This is a genomic window from Candidatus Eremiobacteraceae bacterium (assembly GCA_035314825.1).
GTDB lineage: Bacteria > Vulcanimicrobiota > Vulcanimicrobiia > Eremiobacterales > Eremiobacteraceae > JAFAHD01.
The window spans coordinates 36,251-52,639 of record DATFYX010000066.1 but is presented as its reverse complement, the minus strand read 5'-3'; the positions used below and the strand labels follow the sequence as shown (position 1 = coordinate 52,639).

Annotated in this window: 24 protein-coding genes; 13 read left to right on the top strand and 11 right to left on the bottom strand. The window is 64.8% G+C overall.

Annotated elements, in window-relative coordinates; all coding sequences use genetic code 11:
- Positions 1–96 precede the first annotated feature (96 nt).
- The gene (locus VKF82_08590) at positions 97–231 is read left to right on the top strand and encodes a hypothetical protein (GenBank protein ID HME82118.1); all 135 of its coding nucleotides are present in this window, start codon (positions 97–99) and stop codon (positions 229–231) included.
- A gap of 714 nt (positions 232–945) precedes the next feature.
- Here VKF82_08590 and VKF82_08585 read toward each other — a convergent pair.
- Positions 946–1,125, bottom strand: coding sequence for a hypothetical protein (locus VKF82_08585; GenBank protein HME82117.1), 180 nt, complete (start codon positions 1,123–1,125; stop codon positions 946–948).
- A 26-nt stretch (positions 1,126–1,151) separates the two neighbouring features.
- Positions 1,152–1,694 (bottom strand): GIY-YIG nuclease family protein, encoded by a 543-nt coding sequence (locus VKF82_08580; protein HME82116.1) that lies wholly within the window; start codon positions 1,692–1,694, stop codon positions 1,152–1,154.
- 322 nt (positions 1,695–2,016) lie between these two features.
- On the opposite strand from VKF82_08580, the gene VKF82_08575 reads away from it, so the two are divergent.
- A complete protein-coding gene (locus VKF82_08575; GenBank protein HME82115.1) occupies positions 2,017–2,307 on the top strand; it encodes a hypothetical protein in 291 nt (96 codons plus the stop codon).
- Between the two features lie 2 nt (positions 2,308–2,309).
- On the opposite strand, the gene VKF82_08570 is transcribed toward VKF82_08575, so the two are convergent.
- The 4 genes from VKF82_08570 to trmD form a co-directional block, all read right to left on the bottom strand.
- Positions 2,310–2,624: a hypothetical protein gene (locus VKF82_08570; GenBank protein ID HME82114.1), complete on the bottom strand. Its 315-nt coding sequence runs from the start codon at positions 2,622–2,624 to the stop codon at positions 2,310–2,312.
- Between the two features lie 61 nt (positions 2,625–2,685).
- Positions 2,686–3,378 carry a signal peptidase I gene (gene lepB / locus VKF82_08565; GenBank protein HME82113.1) on the bottom strand — a complete coding sequence of 231 codons (693 nt, stop codon included), beginning with the start codon at positions 3,376–3,378 and terminating at the stop codon, positions 2,686–2,688.
- Positions 3,375–3,731, bottom strand: a complete 357-nt coding sequence (gene rplS, locus VKF82_08560) for a 50S ribosomal protein L19 (GenBank protein HME82112.1) — start codon at positions 3,729–3,731, stop codon at positions 3,375–3,377. Before rplS ends, lepB begins: the two co-directional genes overlap by 4 nt.
- Positions 3,732–3,864: 133 nt before the next feature.
- The gene (gene trmD, locus VKF82_08555; protein HME82111.1) at positions 3,865–4,578 is read right to left on the bottom strand and encodes a tRNA (guanosine(37)-N1)-methyltransferase TrmD; all 714 of its coding nucleotides are present in this window, start codon (positions 4,576–4,578) and stop codon (positions 3,865–3,867) included.
- Here trmD and VKF82_08550 point away from each other — a divergent pair.
- Positions 4,565–5,050, top strand: coding sequence for a tetratricopeptide repeat protein (locus tag VKF82_08550; GenBank protein HME82110.1), 486 nt, complete (start codon positions 4,565–4,567; stop codon positions 5,048–5,050). The genes trmD and VKF82_08550 overlap by 14 nt on opposite strands.
- On the opposite strand, the gene VKF82_08545 is transcribed toward VKF82_08550, so the two are convergent.
- Positions 5,047–5,526: a hypothetical protein gene (locus tag VKF82_08545; GenBank protein ID HME82109.1), complete on the bottom strand. Its 480-nt coding sequence runs from the start codon at positions 5,524–5,526 to the stop codon at positions 5,047–5,049. The two genes, VKF82_08550 and VKF82_08545, sit on opposite strands and share 4 nt — an antisense overlap.
- Before the next feature lie 110 nt (positions 5,527–5,636).
- On the opposite strand from VKF82_08545, the gene VKF82_08540 reads away from it, so the two are divergent.
- Entirely contained in the window at positions 5,637–5,996 is a 360-nt protein-coding gene (locus tag VKF82_08540) for a twin-arginine translocase TatA/TatE family subunit (GenBank protein ID HME82108.1), read from the top strand.
- Here VKF82_08540 and VKF82_08535 read toward each other — a convergent pair.
- From VKF82_08535 to rplU, 4 genes are all read right to left on the bottom strand, one after another.
- A complete protein-coding gene (locus VKF82_08535; GenBank protein HME82107.1) occupies positions 5,993–6,589 on the bottom strand; it encodes a lytic transglycosylase domain-containing protein in 597 nt (198 codons plus the stop codon). The two genes, VKF82_08540 and VKF82_08535, sit on opposite strands and share 4 nt — an antisense overlap.
- Before the next feature lie 96 nt (positions 6,590–6,685).
- On the bottom strand, positions 6,686–6,940 hold the full coding sequence (locus VKF82_08530; protein HME82106.1) for a hypothetical protein: 255 nt from the start codon (positions 6,938–6,940) through the stop codon (positions 6,686–6,688).
- A 7-nt stretch (positions 6,941–6,947) separates the two neighbouring features.
- Positions 6,948–7,340 (bottom strand): ribosomal-processing cysteine protease Prp, encoded by a 393-nt coding sequence (locus VKF82_08525; GenBank protein ID HME82105.1) that lies wholly within the window; start codon positions 7,338–7,340, stop codon positions 6,948–6,950.
- Complete coding sequence (gene rplU, locus VKF82_08520) at positions 7,321–7,632, bottom strand: 50S ribosomal protein L21 (GenBank protein ID HME82104.1); 312 nt, start codon at positions 7,630–7,632, stop codon at positions 7,321–7,323. Before rplU ends, VKF82_08525 begins: the two co-directional genes overlap by 20 nt.
- Positions 7,633–7,862: 230 nt before the next feature.
- On the opposite strand from rplU, the gene speD reads away from it, so the two are divergent.
- From speD to VKF82_08475, 9 genes are read left to right on the top strand one after another with little or no spacing between them, the layout of a single operon-like run.
- Positions 7,863–8,309: an adenosylmethionine decarboxylase gene (speD, locus tag VKF82_08515; GenBank protein ID HME82103.1), complete on the top strand. Its 447-nt coding sequence runs from the start codon at positions 7,863–7,865 to the stop codon at positions 8,307–8,309.
- Complete coding sequence (locus tag VKF82_08510; GenBank protein ID HME82102.1) at positions 8,275–9,174, top strand: hypothetical protein; 900 nt, start codon at positions 8,275–8,277, stop codon at positions 9,172–9,174. Before speD ends, VKF82_08510 begins: the two co-directional genes overlap by 35 nt.
- Before the next feature lie 25 nt (positions 9,175–9,199).
- Entirely contained in the window at positions 9,200–10,447 is a 1,248-nt protein-coding gene (locus VKF82_08505) for a serpin family protein (protein HME82101.1), read from the top strand.
- A 56-nt stretch (positions 10,448–10,503) separates the two neighbouring features.
- A complete protein-coding gene (gene gcvT / locus VKF82_08500; GenBank protein ID HME82100.1) occupies positions 10,504–11,607 on the top strand; it encodes a glycine cleavage system aminomethyltransferase GcvT in 1,104 nt (367 codons plus the stop codon).
- 20 nt (positions 11,608–11,627) lie between these two features.
- Positions 11,628–12,017 carry a glycine cleavage system protein GcvH gene (gene gcvH, locus VKF82_08495; GenBank protein HME82099.1) on the top strand — a complete coding sequence of 130 codons (390 nt, stop codon included), beginning with the start codon at positions 11,628–11,630 and terminating at the stop codon, positions 12,015–12,017.
- A 2-nt stretch (positions 12,018–12,019) separates the two neighbouring features.
- Positions 12,020–13,369, top strand: coding sequence for an aminomethyl-transferring glycine dehydrogenase subunit GcvPA (gcvPA, locus tag VKF82_08490; GenBank protein ID HME82098.1), 1,350 nt, complete (start codon positions 12,020–12,022; stop codon positions 13,367–13,369).
- Positions 13,350–14,816, top strand: a complete 1,467-nt coding sequence (gcvPB, locus tag VKF82_08485) for an aminomethyl-transferring glycine dehydrogenase subunit GcvPB (protein ID HME82097.1) — start codon at positions 13,350–13,352, stop codon at positions 14,814–14,816. The genes gcvPA and gcvPB overlap by 20 nt, the downstream gene beginning before the upstream one ends.
- A 6-nt stretch (positions 14,817–14,822) precedes the next feature.
- Entirely contained in the window at positions 14,823–15,287 is a 465-nt protein-coding gene (locus VKF82_08480; GenBank protein HME82096.1) for an NUDIX domain-containing protein, read from the top strand.
- Complete coding sequence (locus VKF82_08475) at positions 15,284–16,354, top strand: DUF3048 domain-containing protein (GenBank protein ID HME82095.1); 1,071 nt, start codon at positions 15,284–15,286, stop codon at positions 16,352–16,354. The genes VKF82_08480 and VKF82_08475 overlap by 4 nt, the downstream gene beginning before the upstream one ends.
- Positions 16,355–16,389: the final 35 nt, after the last annotated feature.

The window sequence follows — 16,389 nt, the reverse complement described above, 5'->3', positions numbered from 1 at the left end:
CGGCGATCCGGTCAGACGAGGTGTACTATGAGAGACGAAGACGCTAGAAAACTAGCTGACGGCACGACACGCAGGAAGGTCACGCTAAAGAGCGGCGTGGTTCTCGACGGCGCGCTATCCCGAGCGGATGAGGGCATCTACAATGTCATGCCGCAACCGGACCTCTCGGGCGTCGTGCAAGGAGGTCTGTTGGCGGACATCCGCATCGAGGACATCGTCAATATAGCCTAGGTTAGCCTTCATCCACTGGGCCATCGACCCGCCACTTCGGCCGCGAGTATCGCGAGAATGAACAGACCAAGCATGGCGAGATCCGCGCCCATTGGACGATACAAATGCAACAATAGAATCCCGACGCCCACAATCGTCATGCATACAAGAAACCCCGCGCGGTCCTTCAGCGTTCGCGCCGTATGATGCTCGGGTTTACCTGGGCGTTCCAAATCGTGGCCCGCCCCTACCGATCCGCTGGCGTTATGTAGGGAGCGGGCAAGAAATGAAACACAATGCCGGCGTAGCGCGCGCGATGGCCCGGTGGGCCTCGGGAGCGGAATCATCGGCGACGATGAGCTCCAAGCGCGCCGTGTTCTCCTTGATGAATCTAGCCCCATTTGCTCAGCATCCCTAGCATCCATAATTTCACTGGCTTTCCATTGTCTTGCTACGAACTGCGGCGCTCTCGCGCTTCCTCGACCTCATCGCGGACGACGCTCGGCGCAGGCGGCACGTAGCAAGCCACTTATTCTTCCGCCGGTGTATTACAGTGATCGAGAGTCTCAATGGGGATCTCGCTGAGGCGGGCCTCTCCCCCGGGTGGCGCGCGCCGAACTCGTCGCCCGCCGAATTGCTCCGGTAGTATCCGGACTTCGAGTTCGTCGGCGCATCTCCGCATCTGTTCCGCGAAGATGGTTCGAATGGTCCAGGATTCGTAAGATTCGCCGGATTCTATTTCCGGACACGCCACTTCGCGATGAGTTCTCGTAGCTTGGCGTCTGCGTCGGCGAGTGCGCCCTCCAGCGTCTTGCCCAGCCTGAGGTAGGCAAACTCTAGCACTTCCGCCCTGGATCGTTGTATATCGTTTATTGCAAGTCTTATTTCATCCATTTCCCCATCATCCATAACCATGATCTCTCTCTGCTTCTTTGTCTTGGCTACGGACCCCGCCGCTCTCGGGCCTCCTCGACCTCGTCGCGGACGACGCTCGGCACAGGCGGCATGGTCGGTGTCGGCGCACTGGGCGCAATGGCGAGGACCTTATCGCGCTGGCCGAACGCAAGAACTGCGACGACTATGACGCCGAGCGTCAGCCATGCGGTGTTTCGGTAGTCGCCCACGAACGCGCTGAGAGCGGCGGCCAATGCGGCGATGATCACGGCGGCGAGAAGCCATGCGTTCTGGCGGCGTATGGTCGCGGCGACTGGCGAGTGCGTGAGTTGGGCTTTGACTTGCTGGAAGACCGACAGCGCAATCGGCCCATCGAACCACTCGCCGTAAACGCGCCACGGCTCCAACGCCTTGTGCAACGAGTGCTCGACGTTGATGCCCGGAAGGGGTCCGATGACCTCGGCCAGATACAACTGATCCGCGCTATCGGTTTGCAAGGTCTCGAGCCGGCGCAGGACGTTCTTGGCGCGACCTATCTTCGCGATGAGTCGGTTCGGGTTGATGATGCAGTAGGTTGAATCGGCTGACACGGTAATCAGAATATCGGCCCGCCGCACCGTTGAGTGCAGCGGGCCGCCTTCCTTGGCCTACGAGAAGCACGCCGGCGTCATCTCCACGTTCGTGGAACCATGTGACGCTGAACACACGGGCGAGGTTCTGCGCCAGATCCATCTGTCACGCTGGACCTTCTTTCCGTGAGCATCGAGTGGGTGAACATGTTCTCAGATGTGCGAGACGAGCCGAACGACAAAGAATTCTGAATCGCGCGGCATACGTTTGAGAACTTGAACGCGCATCACATCGAGATCCGCTGGCCCTTTGCTGCGGCCCGGGGGCCTATTCGCGTTCAACATGGCGACGCCGATCCTCGAGCTGTGCTGGAGCGACGAGGCCGACGAAGTGCAAGAGTCGCTGCAGCGCACCTACTTCGGCATGCGCGGCGGCGAAGACGAGGAGACCGTCGTGTTCCAATTGCCCTACGGGGAGTGGATCCGGCTGTTCCGGCATTGCGGCTTGACGGCTGAGGACCTCATCGAGATCCAGCCGCCGGATGACGCCGAATCCACGTACGGGGACTACGTGCCCCTAGGCTGGGCGCGCCGCTGGCCGGCGGAGCACATCTGGAAGCTGCGCAAGACCTAAGCCTACGAACTTAAGAAGATGATCTTGTCCGCATAGCGGATGCCCAGCTGCTGGTGGTACACGATCTTGACGTGCCGGCCGGGCTTGACGTCCTTCATCTGATATGTCGTCTTCCCATCGGTCGAGAAGACCTGGTCGAACGACGGCGCGAGCAGGAAGCTGAGCTCCATGCCGGCGCTGTTCTTGACCTTGATGTTGTTGGTGGAGACATGCGTCACAGTGCCGCTATAGGTGTCCGCGAGGGCAGGCGCGGTGGAAAACGAGACAGCGGCAGTGACGAGTATGAGCGCGCATACGACAAAGGCGATAGGGCGCATTGGCGGTCCTCCTCGGCCGGTCGAGCACCGGAACCCCGGGTTGCCGAGGAGGTTCGCGGGGTTAGCGGAGCGCGCCTACGTGTTTGGGCGGCCAGAACACGAAGAACGCGTGGCCCACGAATTGATCGCGCCGCAAGAATCCCCACAAATGGCTGTCGTCCGAATCGTTGCGGTTATCGCCCAACATGAGATAGTAGCCGTTAGGCACTCGATCAGGCGCCTGCCAGGCCGACTTGGGCGGAAGCTGCGAGCGCTGCGGATCCAGCGGCATGCCGTCCACGTAGATGCTGTAATCTTTGATCTCGAGATCGTAGTTGGGGCGCTGGCCTTTGGGCAGATACGGTTCGTCGAGCTTGACGCCGTTGCGATAGACATCGCCGTCTTTGACCTTGAACGTGTCGCCGGGCACCGCCATGACGCGTTTGATGAAATCGGTCGTGCCGAGCTGCGGGGGCGGCGCGAACACCGCGATCTGACCGTCCTTGGGATTCGACAGATGATATTGGACTTCGTTCGCCAGCAGAACGTCGTTGACGTCGAGCGTCGGCTCCATGGATCCGGACGGGATCCAAAACGTGCGCACGACGAATTGCATCAAGACCAGTGCGACGATACCTGCGACGATGAACGCGTCGAGGTACTCGCGGATAGCCACGCGCTGCTTGTCGTCGGGGATCGTCGCCGGACGCAAGCCGATGACGACACGGGCGACGAGCAGCAGCCCGATGATGAGGAAAAGAGCTCCTGGGCTCACTGCGTGGTTTGCTTCTGCTCTTTGATCCGTGTGGCTTTGCTGCCGACGCGCTCTTGCAAGTAGAAGAGCTTGGCGCGGCGCACGCTGCCGCGGCGCACGACTTCGATCTTCTCGATCCTGGGCGATTGCACCAAAAACGAGCGTTCGACGCCGACGCCATGCGACAGGCGGCGCACCGTGAAGCTGGCGCTGTGGCCGCCGAGGCGGCGCTCCACCACGACGCCCTCGAACGCTTGGATGCGCTCTTTATTGCCTTCGGTGACGCGCGTGTGCACTTTGATCGTGTCGCCGGGAGCGAAATCTACGGTGCGCTTAGTCGCGCTGCCCGGACTCACGAGGCTGGCGAGATTCATGATACCAATGTTCCTCTAGGGCCGTGAAAAAGGCGCCGTCCTCACGTTCGAGGCTCGACGCCGCAGCCATAACTGGATGCCTGAATGCGAACGCAAACCAGTATAACACGAGGCTTGCGAGCGCGACAAGCCTTCAGGTTGCAGGAGGCCCCTTCAGGTGGGCTTCTGGGACGCCGAGGTCCGGCCGGCGCGCTTGCGTGCGCTCGCGCGACTGTTCGCGGCGCCAAGCGCCGATCTTGGCATGGTCGCCGCTGATCAGCACCTCAGGGACCGCGATGCCGCGGAAGACCGCAGGCCGCGTGTAGTGCGGCCAATCCAGCGCGCCCTCGGCGAACGAGTCCTGCGCGGCGCTTTGCGCCGCTATCACGCCCGGCAGCAGGCGCACGCAGGCATCCACGAAGGCCAGCGCGGGGATCTCTCCGCCGGTGAGCACGAAGTCGCCGAGCGAGACCTCGACCGCCGGCACGAGATCGAAGAAGCGCTCGTCGATCCCCTCGTAGTGACCGCACACGATGACGAGGCGCGCCAGCCTCGACCAGTCCGCGGCCATCGCATGGTCGAAACGCGCACCGGCCGGCGACGGCACGATGACGCGCGCGCCGGCCGGCGGGCGCAAGTCGCCGCCGAGCACGTCCTCGAGGCACGCGATCAGCGGACCCAAGCGCATGACCATGCCCGCCCCGCCGCCGTACGGCGCGTCATCGGCGCGCTCGCCCGCCGGCACGTGCTGCCACAAATCGTGCACGCGGATGTCGACCGCGCTCTTGGCCTGCGCACGGCCGAGGATGCTGCCGGAGATGATAGGCTCGAAAAAGCCACGAAACAGCGTCACGATGTCGATGCGCATTGGGTCCAGCGGCTTTCGCAAGGAACCTGCGACGCCCTTCGAACGCGGTTTGCAAGCGCTTGCCGAACGTCAATACGACCTCGCGATCGGATTGTTCAGCGCCGCTGCCGGCGGCACGGATCGCCCCGCAGAAGCGCTGTCAAAGCGCGGCGTGTGCCACCTGCGTCTCAACGATACGCAGGCCGCCGCGGCGGATTTTGAGGCCGCGCTGCGCGCGGACCCGAAGCACGCCCCGGCGTTGACCAATCTCGGCAACCTCGCGCTCGAGGCTGGACGCTTAGACGAAGCACGAGCGCGCTACGAAGCCGCCATCGCCGCCGATCCCGACTACCCGCTCGCCCATCACAACTATGCCGTGCTGCTCAAACGCGAAGGCCGCATCGGCGAATCCGTGCGCGAGCTGCGCCGCGCCGCCAAGCTCGAGAACGGTTCGTTCTGGGATTTCCTATCCGGCCGCCGCCGGCGCGCCTAGTGCTTTGAGGGCTCGAGCACCTCGACCACCTCGGCCTTCTTGATGTCTTCCAGATACTCGAACAGTTGCGGCAGCGAGATGCGTTCGAGCGCGGTGTGCCTGGGCGACTTGCCTTCTTCGCCTTCATCGCGCATGTAGTAGCGCACGTCGAAGTCGCCGTGCTCTTCGGTGTAGAACGCGACCGCGTAGCCCTTGCCCTCGTCATAGATGCGCATGGCGTGGGGATTGACGATCTCGATCGAGTGCGCCGGATGCTCGGCGTCGAACAGCGTCACGATGAGCTCGTTCTGGCCGCTGACGTCCACTTGGCCCAGCAAGAAGACGTTCTTGACCGAGAAGAGCTGGCGCGTGGTCCTATGCCGCGCCGACATCTCATAGAAGACGTAGCGCCGCACGAAACGGGCGAGGATCTTCTTCAAGGTCGCGAGCGAAGCGACCGGATCCTCACGCTGACCCTTGGTGTAGAAGATCTTCAACGGGACCGTCCGGAAGGTGAAAGATTCGAGAGAATGGGCGTCCATTCGTGCGGCGGACGAGGGACGATGAAACGGGCTGGACGAACTTTGTCCGCACGCGTGAGAAAACCATGCTGAGCCCGTCCGACACCATCCTGATCTTCGTGGTCGCGCTGCTGCTCTTCGGCCCCGAGCATCTGCCGAAGATCGCGCGCCAGCTCGGCGATGCGATGCGTCATGTCCAGAACACGACGAATTCGTTCATGGCGGAGATGGATCGCGCCGCGGCCGCGGCCGACGTCGCGCCGCATCCGTCGCAAGCGCCGCCGCCGTGGTCGCAGCCGCCGGACCAGCTGCGCGAGCGCTCGATCGAAGAGTCGATCGCGGTCGAACTGCCGGGCGCGGAGCTGCACGCCGACGACGCGCCGCTGCATGCCGACGATGCGCTCGAGCTCCCGCAGATGGAACCGAAACCGGAAACCACGGACTAGTTGGAGTCAAGCCCCACAAAACGGCGCCACAGCGAGATCACTCTGTAGACGTAGTTCACCGTCTCGTCGTACGGCGGAATGCCGCCGTAACGGTCGACCGCGCCGGTGCCGGCGTTATACGCCGCGATCGCTCGCTCGAACCGGTCCTGCGGGTCCAGGTAGGCGTAATGCGCCAGGTTGCCCTTGAGCGTGAGCACGGTGCCGTGGATGTTCTGGTCTATGTCTTCGATGTCGGTCACGCCGTCGAGCGACGCTGTGCCAGGCATGAGCTGGCCCAGGCCGCGCGCGCCGGCGCTGCTGCGCGCCGTGCGGTCGAAGGAGCTCTCGGTGGCGACGATGGCGACGACGAGGCGCGGATCGACTTTCTGATCCCAGGACTCGCGCAAGATGGCGTCGACGATCTGCTCCGCTTCGGGCTCGTCGATGCCCGGATTGAAATAGCGGATGGCTGAGACGTAAGCGTGCATAGCCTCGGCGGGTTGGAGCGGGCGCAGCGCATGCGTGGCCGCCAGCGCCGGCCGGCCGGGCCATAAGGCGGCGACCAGAGCGAGCGCGGCGAGGGACATGGAAAAGCGGTGCGGCGTTTGCTGCATCTGTGCTTTATATCGGCGGCTGGCGCCCCGGAAATGAAGAGGCCGCCCACGTCGGGGCGGCGCTCACCGCACAGGGCACGCCGGTCGGCAGGCCCATCAGAACTTGAGCTGCGACCGTACTTCCGCGACGCGCTCCTCGACGAATTTGGTCACCGATTTGCGCAGGGCCTCGCGGTGCTCTTCTTCGAGCCGGTTGTAGATGACGAAGCCGGCGGTTGCGACCACCGCGCCGATCAGACCGGCCACGAGCGCGCCGCGCAGCTCGCCCGAACCGTCGTCCGGCTGGATGCCGCCGCCCGGGTTCTGGCTTGCGCCGTTGGTGAGTGCCTCGCGATCAGCTGGCGATTCCATCGTTTTCCTAGGCTCCTTTTCGGGGTCGAGTGTGTTCCGTCCGCGAGCGGCGGGCCCCTGTGCGCTCCACGCGCACGGCGAGGTGGTCCGGATATTCGCGGGCGATCGCGCGCAGGCCGCTCAGCGCCGTCTCCAGCACCGCTTGTGCCCGGGCGTTGGCGGGTTCAAGCAGCTCGATCACAAAATCGCCCTCCGGGTCGTCGCGCACCGTGGCGGCCGCTGCGCAATGCGCCGATAGCCCGTGCGCAGCCGATTGCACGAGCGCGCTCACGCCCGCGCAGACGATGTCCTCTCCGGGATGGGCGAAACCCGCGTGCCCGCTGACCTGCAGGCGCACGATCCGGCCCGCGCGGCGCTGCGCGCGGACCGCTAATCCGTCCTTAGAGCGAGATCTTCTCAATGCGCAGCTCGGTGATCGGCTGCCGGTGCCCTCGGCGCTTGCGGATGCGCTTCTTCGGTTTATAGTGGAAGACCATGATCTTGCGGTCTTTGCCCTGGCGCACGATGGTTGCAGTGACTTTCGCGCGTTCGACCAGCGGCGCGCCGATGCGCAGCTCCACGCCGTCGTGTGCGAGCAGCACGCGCTCGAAGACGATCTGCGAGTCGGGTGCACCTGCGATGCTGTCGACGCGGATCACGTCGCCTTCGCTGACTTTGAGTTGCCGGCCGTTGGCCTCGATGACGGCGTACATTCGGACCTTTCTTGGTGTTCGGGAGTGGCTTTATGACAAGCGAGAATCGTATCACAGGCCTCTCAATGCCGTCAAACGCACGTGTCCCGTATCACGGGTTCCGAAAACTATTTACAAAGGATGTTAAATGGCCTAATATTCGTACTTGGTACGTGGGACAACCCGCGTGAAAGCCCAACCATTAGGAGGTGGGATCTCCCTGCTCGTTCACCCTGTGGGGGGTCAGATTATTGAAAGCACCCGGAGCTCTCGGAACGCACATCATCGTCGAGTTGTCGGACTGTAATCCGAAGATCCTCGCCGACGTCGACAAAGTAGCGAATATCCTCGTCGCAGCGGCCAAAGAGGCCAATGCGGAAGTCCTGCAGACCGCGTTTCACCGCTTCACGCCTCAAGGCGTCAGCGGTGTCGTCGTCATAGCCGAGTCACATCTTTCCATCCATACCTGGCCGGAATACGGCTACGCCGCCATGGACATCTACACGTGCGGCGACAAGACCGATCCTTGGAAGGCCTGCCGCTACGCGGCCGCCGAGTTCCAGGCCAAGCAGATGCTCACCACGGAAGTGCGCCGCGGGATGACCAACGAAGACGGCGTCTATAGCCACAGCGTCGGGCATAAGACGACCGGAGTTGAACCCGTTGCCAAAAACCGAAAACTTTCAGTGGTACGTTGAGCAAGTAGCCCCGGGCGAGACCCACGGCCACGCCATTACCGCCACCCTCGCCTCTGGCCAATCAGAATTCCAACGCTACGCGATCGTCACCAGTCAGCTCTTCGGCAAGATGCTGGTTCTCGACGGCGATACCCAAAGCGCCGCGCTGGATGAGTTCATCTACCATGAGGCGCTGGTCCATCCCGCGTGCGCGGATGTGGGCGAACCGAAACGCGCCTTGATCCTCGGCGGCGGCGAGGGCGCCAGCTTGCGCGAGCTGCTTCGCGTGCCCTCGATGCGCAAGGTGACGATGGTCGATATCGACGGCGTCGTGGTCGACGCGTGCCGCACGCACATGCCCGAATGGAGCGCCGGCGCGTTCGAAGACGCGCGCGCCGAGCTCATCATCGGCGACGCGAAAGCATACGTCGAACGCTCGGCTGAGTCGTTCGACGTGATCATCGGCGATCTGACCGAGCCGCTCGAAGACTCGCCATCGTACGAGCTGCATTCGGTCGCGATGTACGAGGCGATCCGGGCACGCTTGGCGCCGGGCGGCGCGTACGCGCTGCAGACGTCGATGGCGGGTCCGCACAACTTCCATCTGCACGCGCGCATGATCGCGACGCTGCGCTTGGCTTTCCCGAGCGTCGCGCCGTATTGCGCCTACGTGCCCGCATTCGACACGGTGTGGGGATTCGCGCTGTGCCGCGCACAGGCGCGCGCGAACGACGACCCTCGCGCGTCGACGGCCGCCGTGCGGGCAGGCGAGCACGCCCGCGCGTGCGGCGGACTGCGCTTCTACGACGCCGAATCGCACTGCGGGCTTTTCAACCTGCCGCGCTACCTACGCGACGCGTATGGCGCGGCCGCACCGCTCACCTGAACCGTCGCGAAAGGCGGACCGACTCATGAGCATGTCAGGCCCGATGGCACTTGCCGCACTGCTCGCTTGCCTCGCGCTGGTCGGCGGCGGAACGGCGCGCGGTTCGCAGCCCCCGCAGCCGCTCGACGTCGGCGCGGCCGGCAACGATTTCGGTTTTCGTCTGCTCAACGCGGTGCAAGAAGAGCACCCGCGCGAGAACGTCGTCCTCTCTCCCGTCAGCGCCAGCCTCGACCTCTCGATGGCGCTCAACGGCGCCTCGGGCGAGACCGCGCAACAGATGAAGGCGCTTCTCGCGTTCGACGGCTCGGATCTTAGCGCCATCAACTCGGCCAATGCCCAACTGGTCCAGACGTTGGCGGCGCCGGTCAAAGACGTGACGCTCTCGGTCGCCGATTCGCTGTGGGCCGACAGCCGGCGCATGGCGTTGCGCAAAGCGTACGTCGAGCAGATGCAGCACTTCTATGGCGCCGAAGTCGCCGACGTCGATTTCGGCAGCGACGCGACGCCGGCGCGCATCAACGCCTGGGTCCAGAAGAAGACGCAGGGCAAGATCCCCAAGATCATCGACCGCATCAACCCGGCAGACGTCGCGCTGCTGCTCAACGCATTGTACTTCAAAGGCCAATGGAGCACCAAGTTCGACGCGACCAAGACGCAGCCGCATGACTTCACGCTGGCGGACGGTTCGGTGAAGAAAGTGCCGCTCATGGACCAGTCCGCCAAGTTCGACTACTTCGAGACGAAGGACATGCAAGCGATCCGCCTGCCGTACGGCACGGGCGACCTCGCGATGGTGGTCCTGCTGCCGGCGCCCACGTCGAACCTAGCCGCACTTGAAGCCGAGCTCTCGCCGCCGAACTGGAAGACTTGGCAGGGACAGTTCGCCGAACGCCGCGGCGAGATCGCGCTGCCTCGATTCGAGCTCAAAGCGCAGTACGTGCTCAACGGTCCGCTGCAGGCGCTCGGCATGAAGCGCGCGTTCGAGGCCGGAGCGGCGCAGTTCCAAGAGCTGTTCGAGCCCGCTCCTGGGCAAAGCGCGGGTCCGAATTTCTTCATCTCAAGCGTGCTGCAAGCGACCTATCTGAAGGTGGATGAGGAGGGCTCGGAGGCCGCCGCAGTGACCTCGATCGGAATCACCATGACGGCCGTGCGTCCCGAGCCTCCGCCGTTTCGCATGATCGTCGACCGCCCGTTCTTCTGCGCCATCGAAGACCGCCGCAGCCACGCATTGCTGTTCGTCGGCGCCATCTACGATCCGGAGAGTTCCGGCTAGGACCTATGGCGTAGACCAGCCCAGGGCGGTTTGCGCCGGAACGCGAAAAGCGAGTCGTGACCACGACCCAAAGCCTGTTGCGGACTCCGCTGTTCGCAGTCCATGAAAGGCTCGGCGCGAAGATGTCCCCGTTCGGGGGCTTTCTGATGCCGATCCAGTACGCCGGCATCCTCGACGAGCATCGCGCCGTGAGGACCGCCGCCGGCATGTTCGACCTGTCGCATATGGGCCAGTTCGTCGCCACGGGCGAGGGCGTCGCGCGCTGGCTTGACGGTCTCACCGTCAACGCGGTCGAGACGATGAAGCCGAACCAAGCGCGCTACAACATCTTCACCAACGAACACGGCGGGGCGCGCGACGACGCGATCATCTACCGCCTGAACGGACGCTGGCTGATCGTCGTCAACGCCGCCAACTCCGAGAAGATGTGGCGCTGGCTGATCAGCCGGCTGCCGGCCGACGTGACGCTGGTGGACCGCACCGCCGATTTCGCGCTCGTCGCGATCCAAGGCCCGCGCTCGCTCGAACTGCTCCAGCCGCTCACCGACGCCGACCTCTCGGCCCTCAAGTACTATTACGCGACCGAAGGCACGGTCGCCGGCGTGCCGGCGGAGATCGCGCGCACCGGGTATACGGGCGAAGACGGTTTCGAGCTGTTCATCGCGGCAGGCGCCGCGCAGCAGTTGTGGGAGACATTGACGCGCGAGGGCGCGCGCGTCGGCTTGCAGCCCGCAGGTCTGGGAGCGCGCGACGTATTGCGTCTGGAAGCGGGCATGCCGCTGTACGGCCATGAGTTGGAAGAAGACATCACGCCGCTGCAAGCCGGACTCGATCCGTTCGTCAAACTTGACAAGCCAGGGTTTGTCGGCAAGGAGGCGCTGGCGCGCCAGCGCGCCGGCGGCGGCTACGACCGCATCGTCGGCATGACCATGGACGGTCGCGCGCCTGCGCGCGCGGGTTACTCCGTGTGGCGCGGCGATGAGCGCGTCGGCGAGATCCGCAGCGGCTCCCCGGCACCGGCGCTCGGCGGCAAGAACATAGCCACCGCACTGGTGCGCGCCGATGCGAGCGCGCCGGGCACCGTGCTTGAGGTCGAGATCCGCGGACAGCGCCATCGCGCGAGCGTGGTGTCGCTGCCCTTCTACAAACGCCCCCGATAAGAGAAGGAAGCGATACGAGCGTGGAGCTACCGCAAGACCTGCTGTACACCAAAGAGCACGAATGGGTGAAGCTTGACGGCACCAGCGCCATCATCGGTATCACCGACTACGCGCAGTCGTCGCTCGGCGATATCGTGTACGTCGAGATGCCCAAGGCCGGCGTCACGGTCGAGCAGTTCAAACAGATGGGCGTCATCGAGTCGGTGAAAGCGGTGTCGGATATCTTCGCGCCGCTCTCGGGCACCATCACGCACGTGAATGGCGATGTCGAGAACGATCCGGCGAAGGTCAACAGCGAGCCCTACGGCGGCGGCTGGCTGGTGAAGATGACGCTTGCCGATGCGGGCCAGGCCAAGAATCTGCTGGATGCCGCGGCATACCAAAAGGTCGTCGACGCGGCGGCAGGCTAGCGATGTACACCCCGCACACGCCGCAGGACATCCGCGCGATGCTCGACGTCATCGGCGCGCCCTCGCTCGAAGCGCTGACCGATCCGCCCGCGGGTCTGAAGATCAAAGGAGACATCGACGTCGCCCCGGCGCTGCCGGAGGCCGAGGCGTTCGCGCACATCCGCGCGATGGCCGACGAGAATGGCGCGGCGCGCATGACGTCGTTCCTCGGCGCCGGCGCCTATCGCCACTACCAGCCTCCCGCGGTCCCGTACTTCGCTTTCCGTTCTGAGTTCCTGACGGCATACACGCCGTATCAGGCCGAGGCGAGCCAAGGCAGCCTGCAAGCCATCTTCGAGTGGCAGACCTACATCTGTCTGCTCACCGGCATGGACGTGAGCAATGCGTCCGTGTACGATGGCTCGACCGCGCTGGTCGAAAGCGTCATCATGGCGGCGCAGGCGACCGGCCGGCGGCGCGTCGCGATCAGCCGCGGCGTGCACCCGCTCTATCGCCGCGTGCTGGCGACCTACGCCGAGGGCATGGGCATCAGCATCGTCGAGCTGCCGCTGGACCGCGACGGTTTGACCGTGGTACCGGCTAGATTCGATGATGACATCGCGGCTGCGATCGTGCAAAGCCCCAACTTCTTCGGCGCGATCGACGCCGTCGCGCCGGCGGCCCAGGCCGGGCATGCGAGCGGCGCCCTGACAGTGCACGTGACCGCCGAGGCCCTCTCGTTGGCGGTGCTCAAGACGCCGCGCGAGTTGGGCGCCGACATCGCGGTCGGCGACGCGCAATCGTTCGGCCTGCCGGTCGGCTACGGCGGCCCGTACGTGGGCTTCGTGGCGACCACCAAAGAGCACGTGCGCCGGCTGCCGGGCAGGCTGGTCGGCCAGACGCACGACGTCGACGGGCGCAAGGCATACGTGCTGACGCTGCAGGGTCGGGAACAGCATATCAGGCGCGAGCTTGCAAGCTCGAACATCTGTACCAACCAAGCGTTGTGCGCGCTCATCGCGACGATCTATCTCGCGACCGTAGGCCGCAAGGGCCTCACCTCGATCGCGTGCGCCAACATGGCCAACGCGCGAGCGCTTGCGTCCGCCATCGCCGCGGTGCCGGGCTTCGGCGTCGCGGATCGCGCGCCGTTCTTCAACGAATTCGTCGTGCGCACGCCGCTGCCGGCAGCCGAACTTGCCGAGCGGCTCGAAAAGCGCGGCATCCTCGCCGGCCTGCCGCTGTCCAAGTTCTACCCCGAGCTCACCGACGCGCTGCTCGTATGCGCGACCGAGCTGACCACCACCGCGCAGATCGCCGATTTCGCGCGCGCCCTGACCGAGGAACATACGCATGCCGTCGCTGCTGTTTGAACAAGGCGCGCCCGGGCGCGGCAGCGACTTCGTGCGCGACGCAGGCGCTCCGAAGCAATTCTTGGAGCCGGACGCGCTGCGCGCCGACCTGCCGCTGCCGGATCTCACCGAGCTCGAGGTCGCGCGCCATTTCACCGAGCTGTCGCATCGCAACTTCTCGGTAGACACGAATTTCTATCCGCTCGGTTCGTGCACGATGAAGTACAATCCCAAGCTCAACGAGGCGGTGTCGGGTTTCGCCGGCTTCACGGATCTGCATCCGTTCGCGCCCGACCACGGGGCGCAAGGCGCCATCCGGCTGCTGTGGCACATGGAGCGCACGCTGTCGAGTCTGTTCGGGATGGACGCGTTCTCGCTCATGCCGGCCGCCGGTGCGCACGGCGAGATCACCGCCATGCTCATGGCCAAGAAGTACTTCAAAGACCGCGGCGAGCACGAACGGCTCACGTGCTTCGTGCCCGACACCGCGCACGGCACGAATCCGGCCAGCGCCGCGATGGTGGGCTACAAGGTGGTCTCGATCCCCTCCACCGCGCGCGGGCGCACGGATCTTGCCACGCTGCGGGCCAAGCTCGACGGTACGGCCGCGGTGTGCATGATGACCAATCCCAACACGCTCGGTCTGTTCGAAGACGAGATCGTCGACATGACGCGCGCCGTGCACGACGCCGGCGGGCTTATGTACTACGACGGCGCCAACGCGAACGCGATCGTCGGCCTGACGCGCCCCGGCGATATGGGGTTCGATCTCATGCATCTCAACCTGCACAAGACGTTCTCGGTACCACATGGGGGCGGCGGCCCAGGTTCTGGTCCGGTCGGTGCGAGCGCGCGGCTGTCGCCGTATCTGCCTGCGCCGCTGATGGCGCGCGATGCGTCGGGCACGTATTTCTGGGATGAAGACCGGCCCAAGAGCATCGGCGCGGTGCGCGCATTCCCTGCGCACTTCCTCGCGATCGTGCGCGCGTACGCGTACGTCATCGTCCATGGCGCAGAGGGGCTGCGCTCCAACAGCCGGCTCGCCGTGCTCAACGCGAACTATCTGCGTGCCAAGGTCAAAGAATTCCTCACCGTGCCGTATGCGGACTACTGCCGCCACGAGTTCGTCTGCTCCGCTGAGGAGCTCAAGAAAGAGACCGGCGTGCGCGCGCTCGATCTCGCCAAGGGATTGCTCGATGCGGGCGTCCATGCGCCCACCATGTACTGGCCGCACGTCGTGCCCGAATGTCTGATGATCGAACCGACCGAGACCGAGAGCCGCTACACGCTCGACGCCTTCGTCGAAACGCTGCGCGCGCTGGTCGCACGGGCGCACGAGGATCCAGCCGCGGTGCAGCAGATGCCGCTGCACACGCCGGTGCGCCGGGTGGACGAAGCGCAGGTCGGCAGGCTTGCGAACAAAGGCATCGGCTTGCGCTGGTCGCCGCCCTCGGACGCCCAGAGCTAGCCCGCCGTGAAGCCGCGCCGCCGCCCGACGAGGATCAAACACGAGCGCTCGGCGGGCGGTTTCGTGCTCAAGCGCAACGGTGCGTCGTATTGCGGCTTGGTGATCGGGCGCGCGACGCCGCGCATCTGGTCGCTGCCCAAAGGGCACGTCGAACCCGGCGAACGCGTCGAGGACACCGCCACGCGCGAGGTGCTCGAAGAGACAAGCGTCGAGGGTGTGATCATCGACAAACTCGCCGACATCAAGTACTGGTTCTACAGCAGCCGGCTCAAGCACAGCAAGATCGTGCATTTCTATCTCATGCGCTACAAGCGCGGTACGCCGGTGCCGCAGGAGGGTGAGGTCGACGAAGTGGTGTGGGTGCCGCTCGCCGAAATGGGCAAGCGCATGACCCATCTCAACGAACGGCGCCTCGTGGGCCTCGTGGAAAAGATCGTCCAAGAGAAATCCGCCGCCGAACTCGGCTTTTGACCCCGCGCAGACTTTGCGCGCTCGTCGCGCTTATGGCGCTGTGCGCCGGCTGCGCGCGACATGCGGCCGCGCCAGCGCCCTCAGCGTCGCCTTCGCCGGTCCCGACGCCCGCCGTCGCGGATCCGCTCAACGGCACGCTCGTGCCGCCGGCAGCGGTCGCGCACCGCATCGCGGCGGTCATGATCGACAATTTCCCCGACGCGCGCCCGCAGAGCGGCCTGCACGACGCCGACGTCGTGTACGAGGTGGAGGCCGAGGGCGGCATCACGCGCTACCTCGCGCTGTTCTTGGGCACGCCCGCGTCCGAGGTCGGCCCGGTGCGCAGCGCCCGCACGTATTTCGTCGACCTCGCGCGACCGTACGACCCGTTCTTCGCGCACGCCGGTCAGAACGACGACGTGATCGAGTTCCTGGCCGGCTTGCGCGCCGCCGGCTTCGCCGACATGGACGAGATCCAACACACGCCTGAAGCGTTTTGGCGCGACGACACGCGCGACATGCCGCATAACTTGTACACCAGCGTCGTGCGCATCCGCAAGGTCGGGCCCACGTACGGATACGCCGACAAACCGCACTTTGAGGATCAATTCTCGTACGCCGACCGCACACCGACCGCATCGCCGTCCGCCGTGGACTCGCCGCAGCCGTCGCCCAGCGCGACGCCGGGCCTTGTGCCTGAGGCGATCGTGTCGTTCTGGCTGGAATACGACGTCCATTTCGTCTGGGACGGCGTGGCATATCAGCGCTTCATCGACGGCCAGGCGCAGCACGATCGCGACGACGACCGTCCGTATGAGGTCAGCGACATCGTCGTGGTCTGGATCCCCGCTAAGGTGCTCGACTCGATCGGCGATCTGAGCATGGACGTCTACGGCTCCTATCCTGCCGTCTTGGTGCAAGACGGCCACGCGACCGCGGGCAAATGGGTCGCGGGCGGTGCAACGTCGCTGCCGCGACTCGAAGACGATTCGGGTTCGCCGATGCGTCTGACGCCGGGCCAGATCTACGTCGAGATCATGCCGCAGGGCAGCAGTTTGAAAATCGGGAAACAGAGCTTCACGCATTGACCACGTGGAGCGCCTGGGCACGGCTCGGGTTCGAA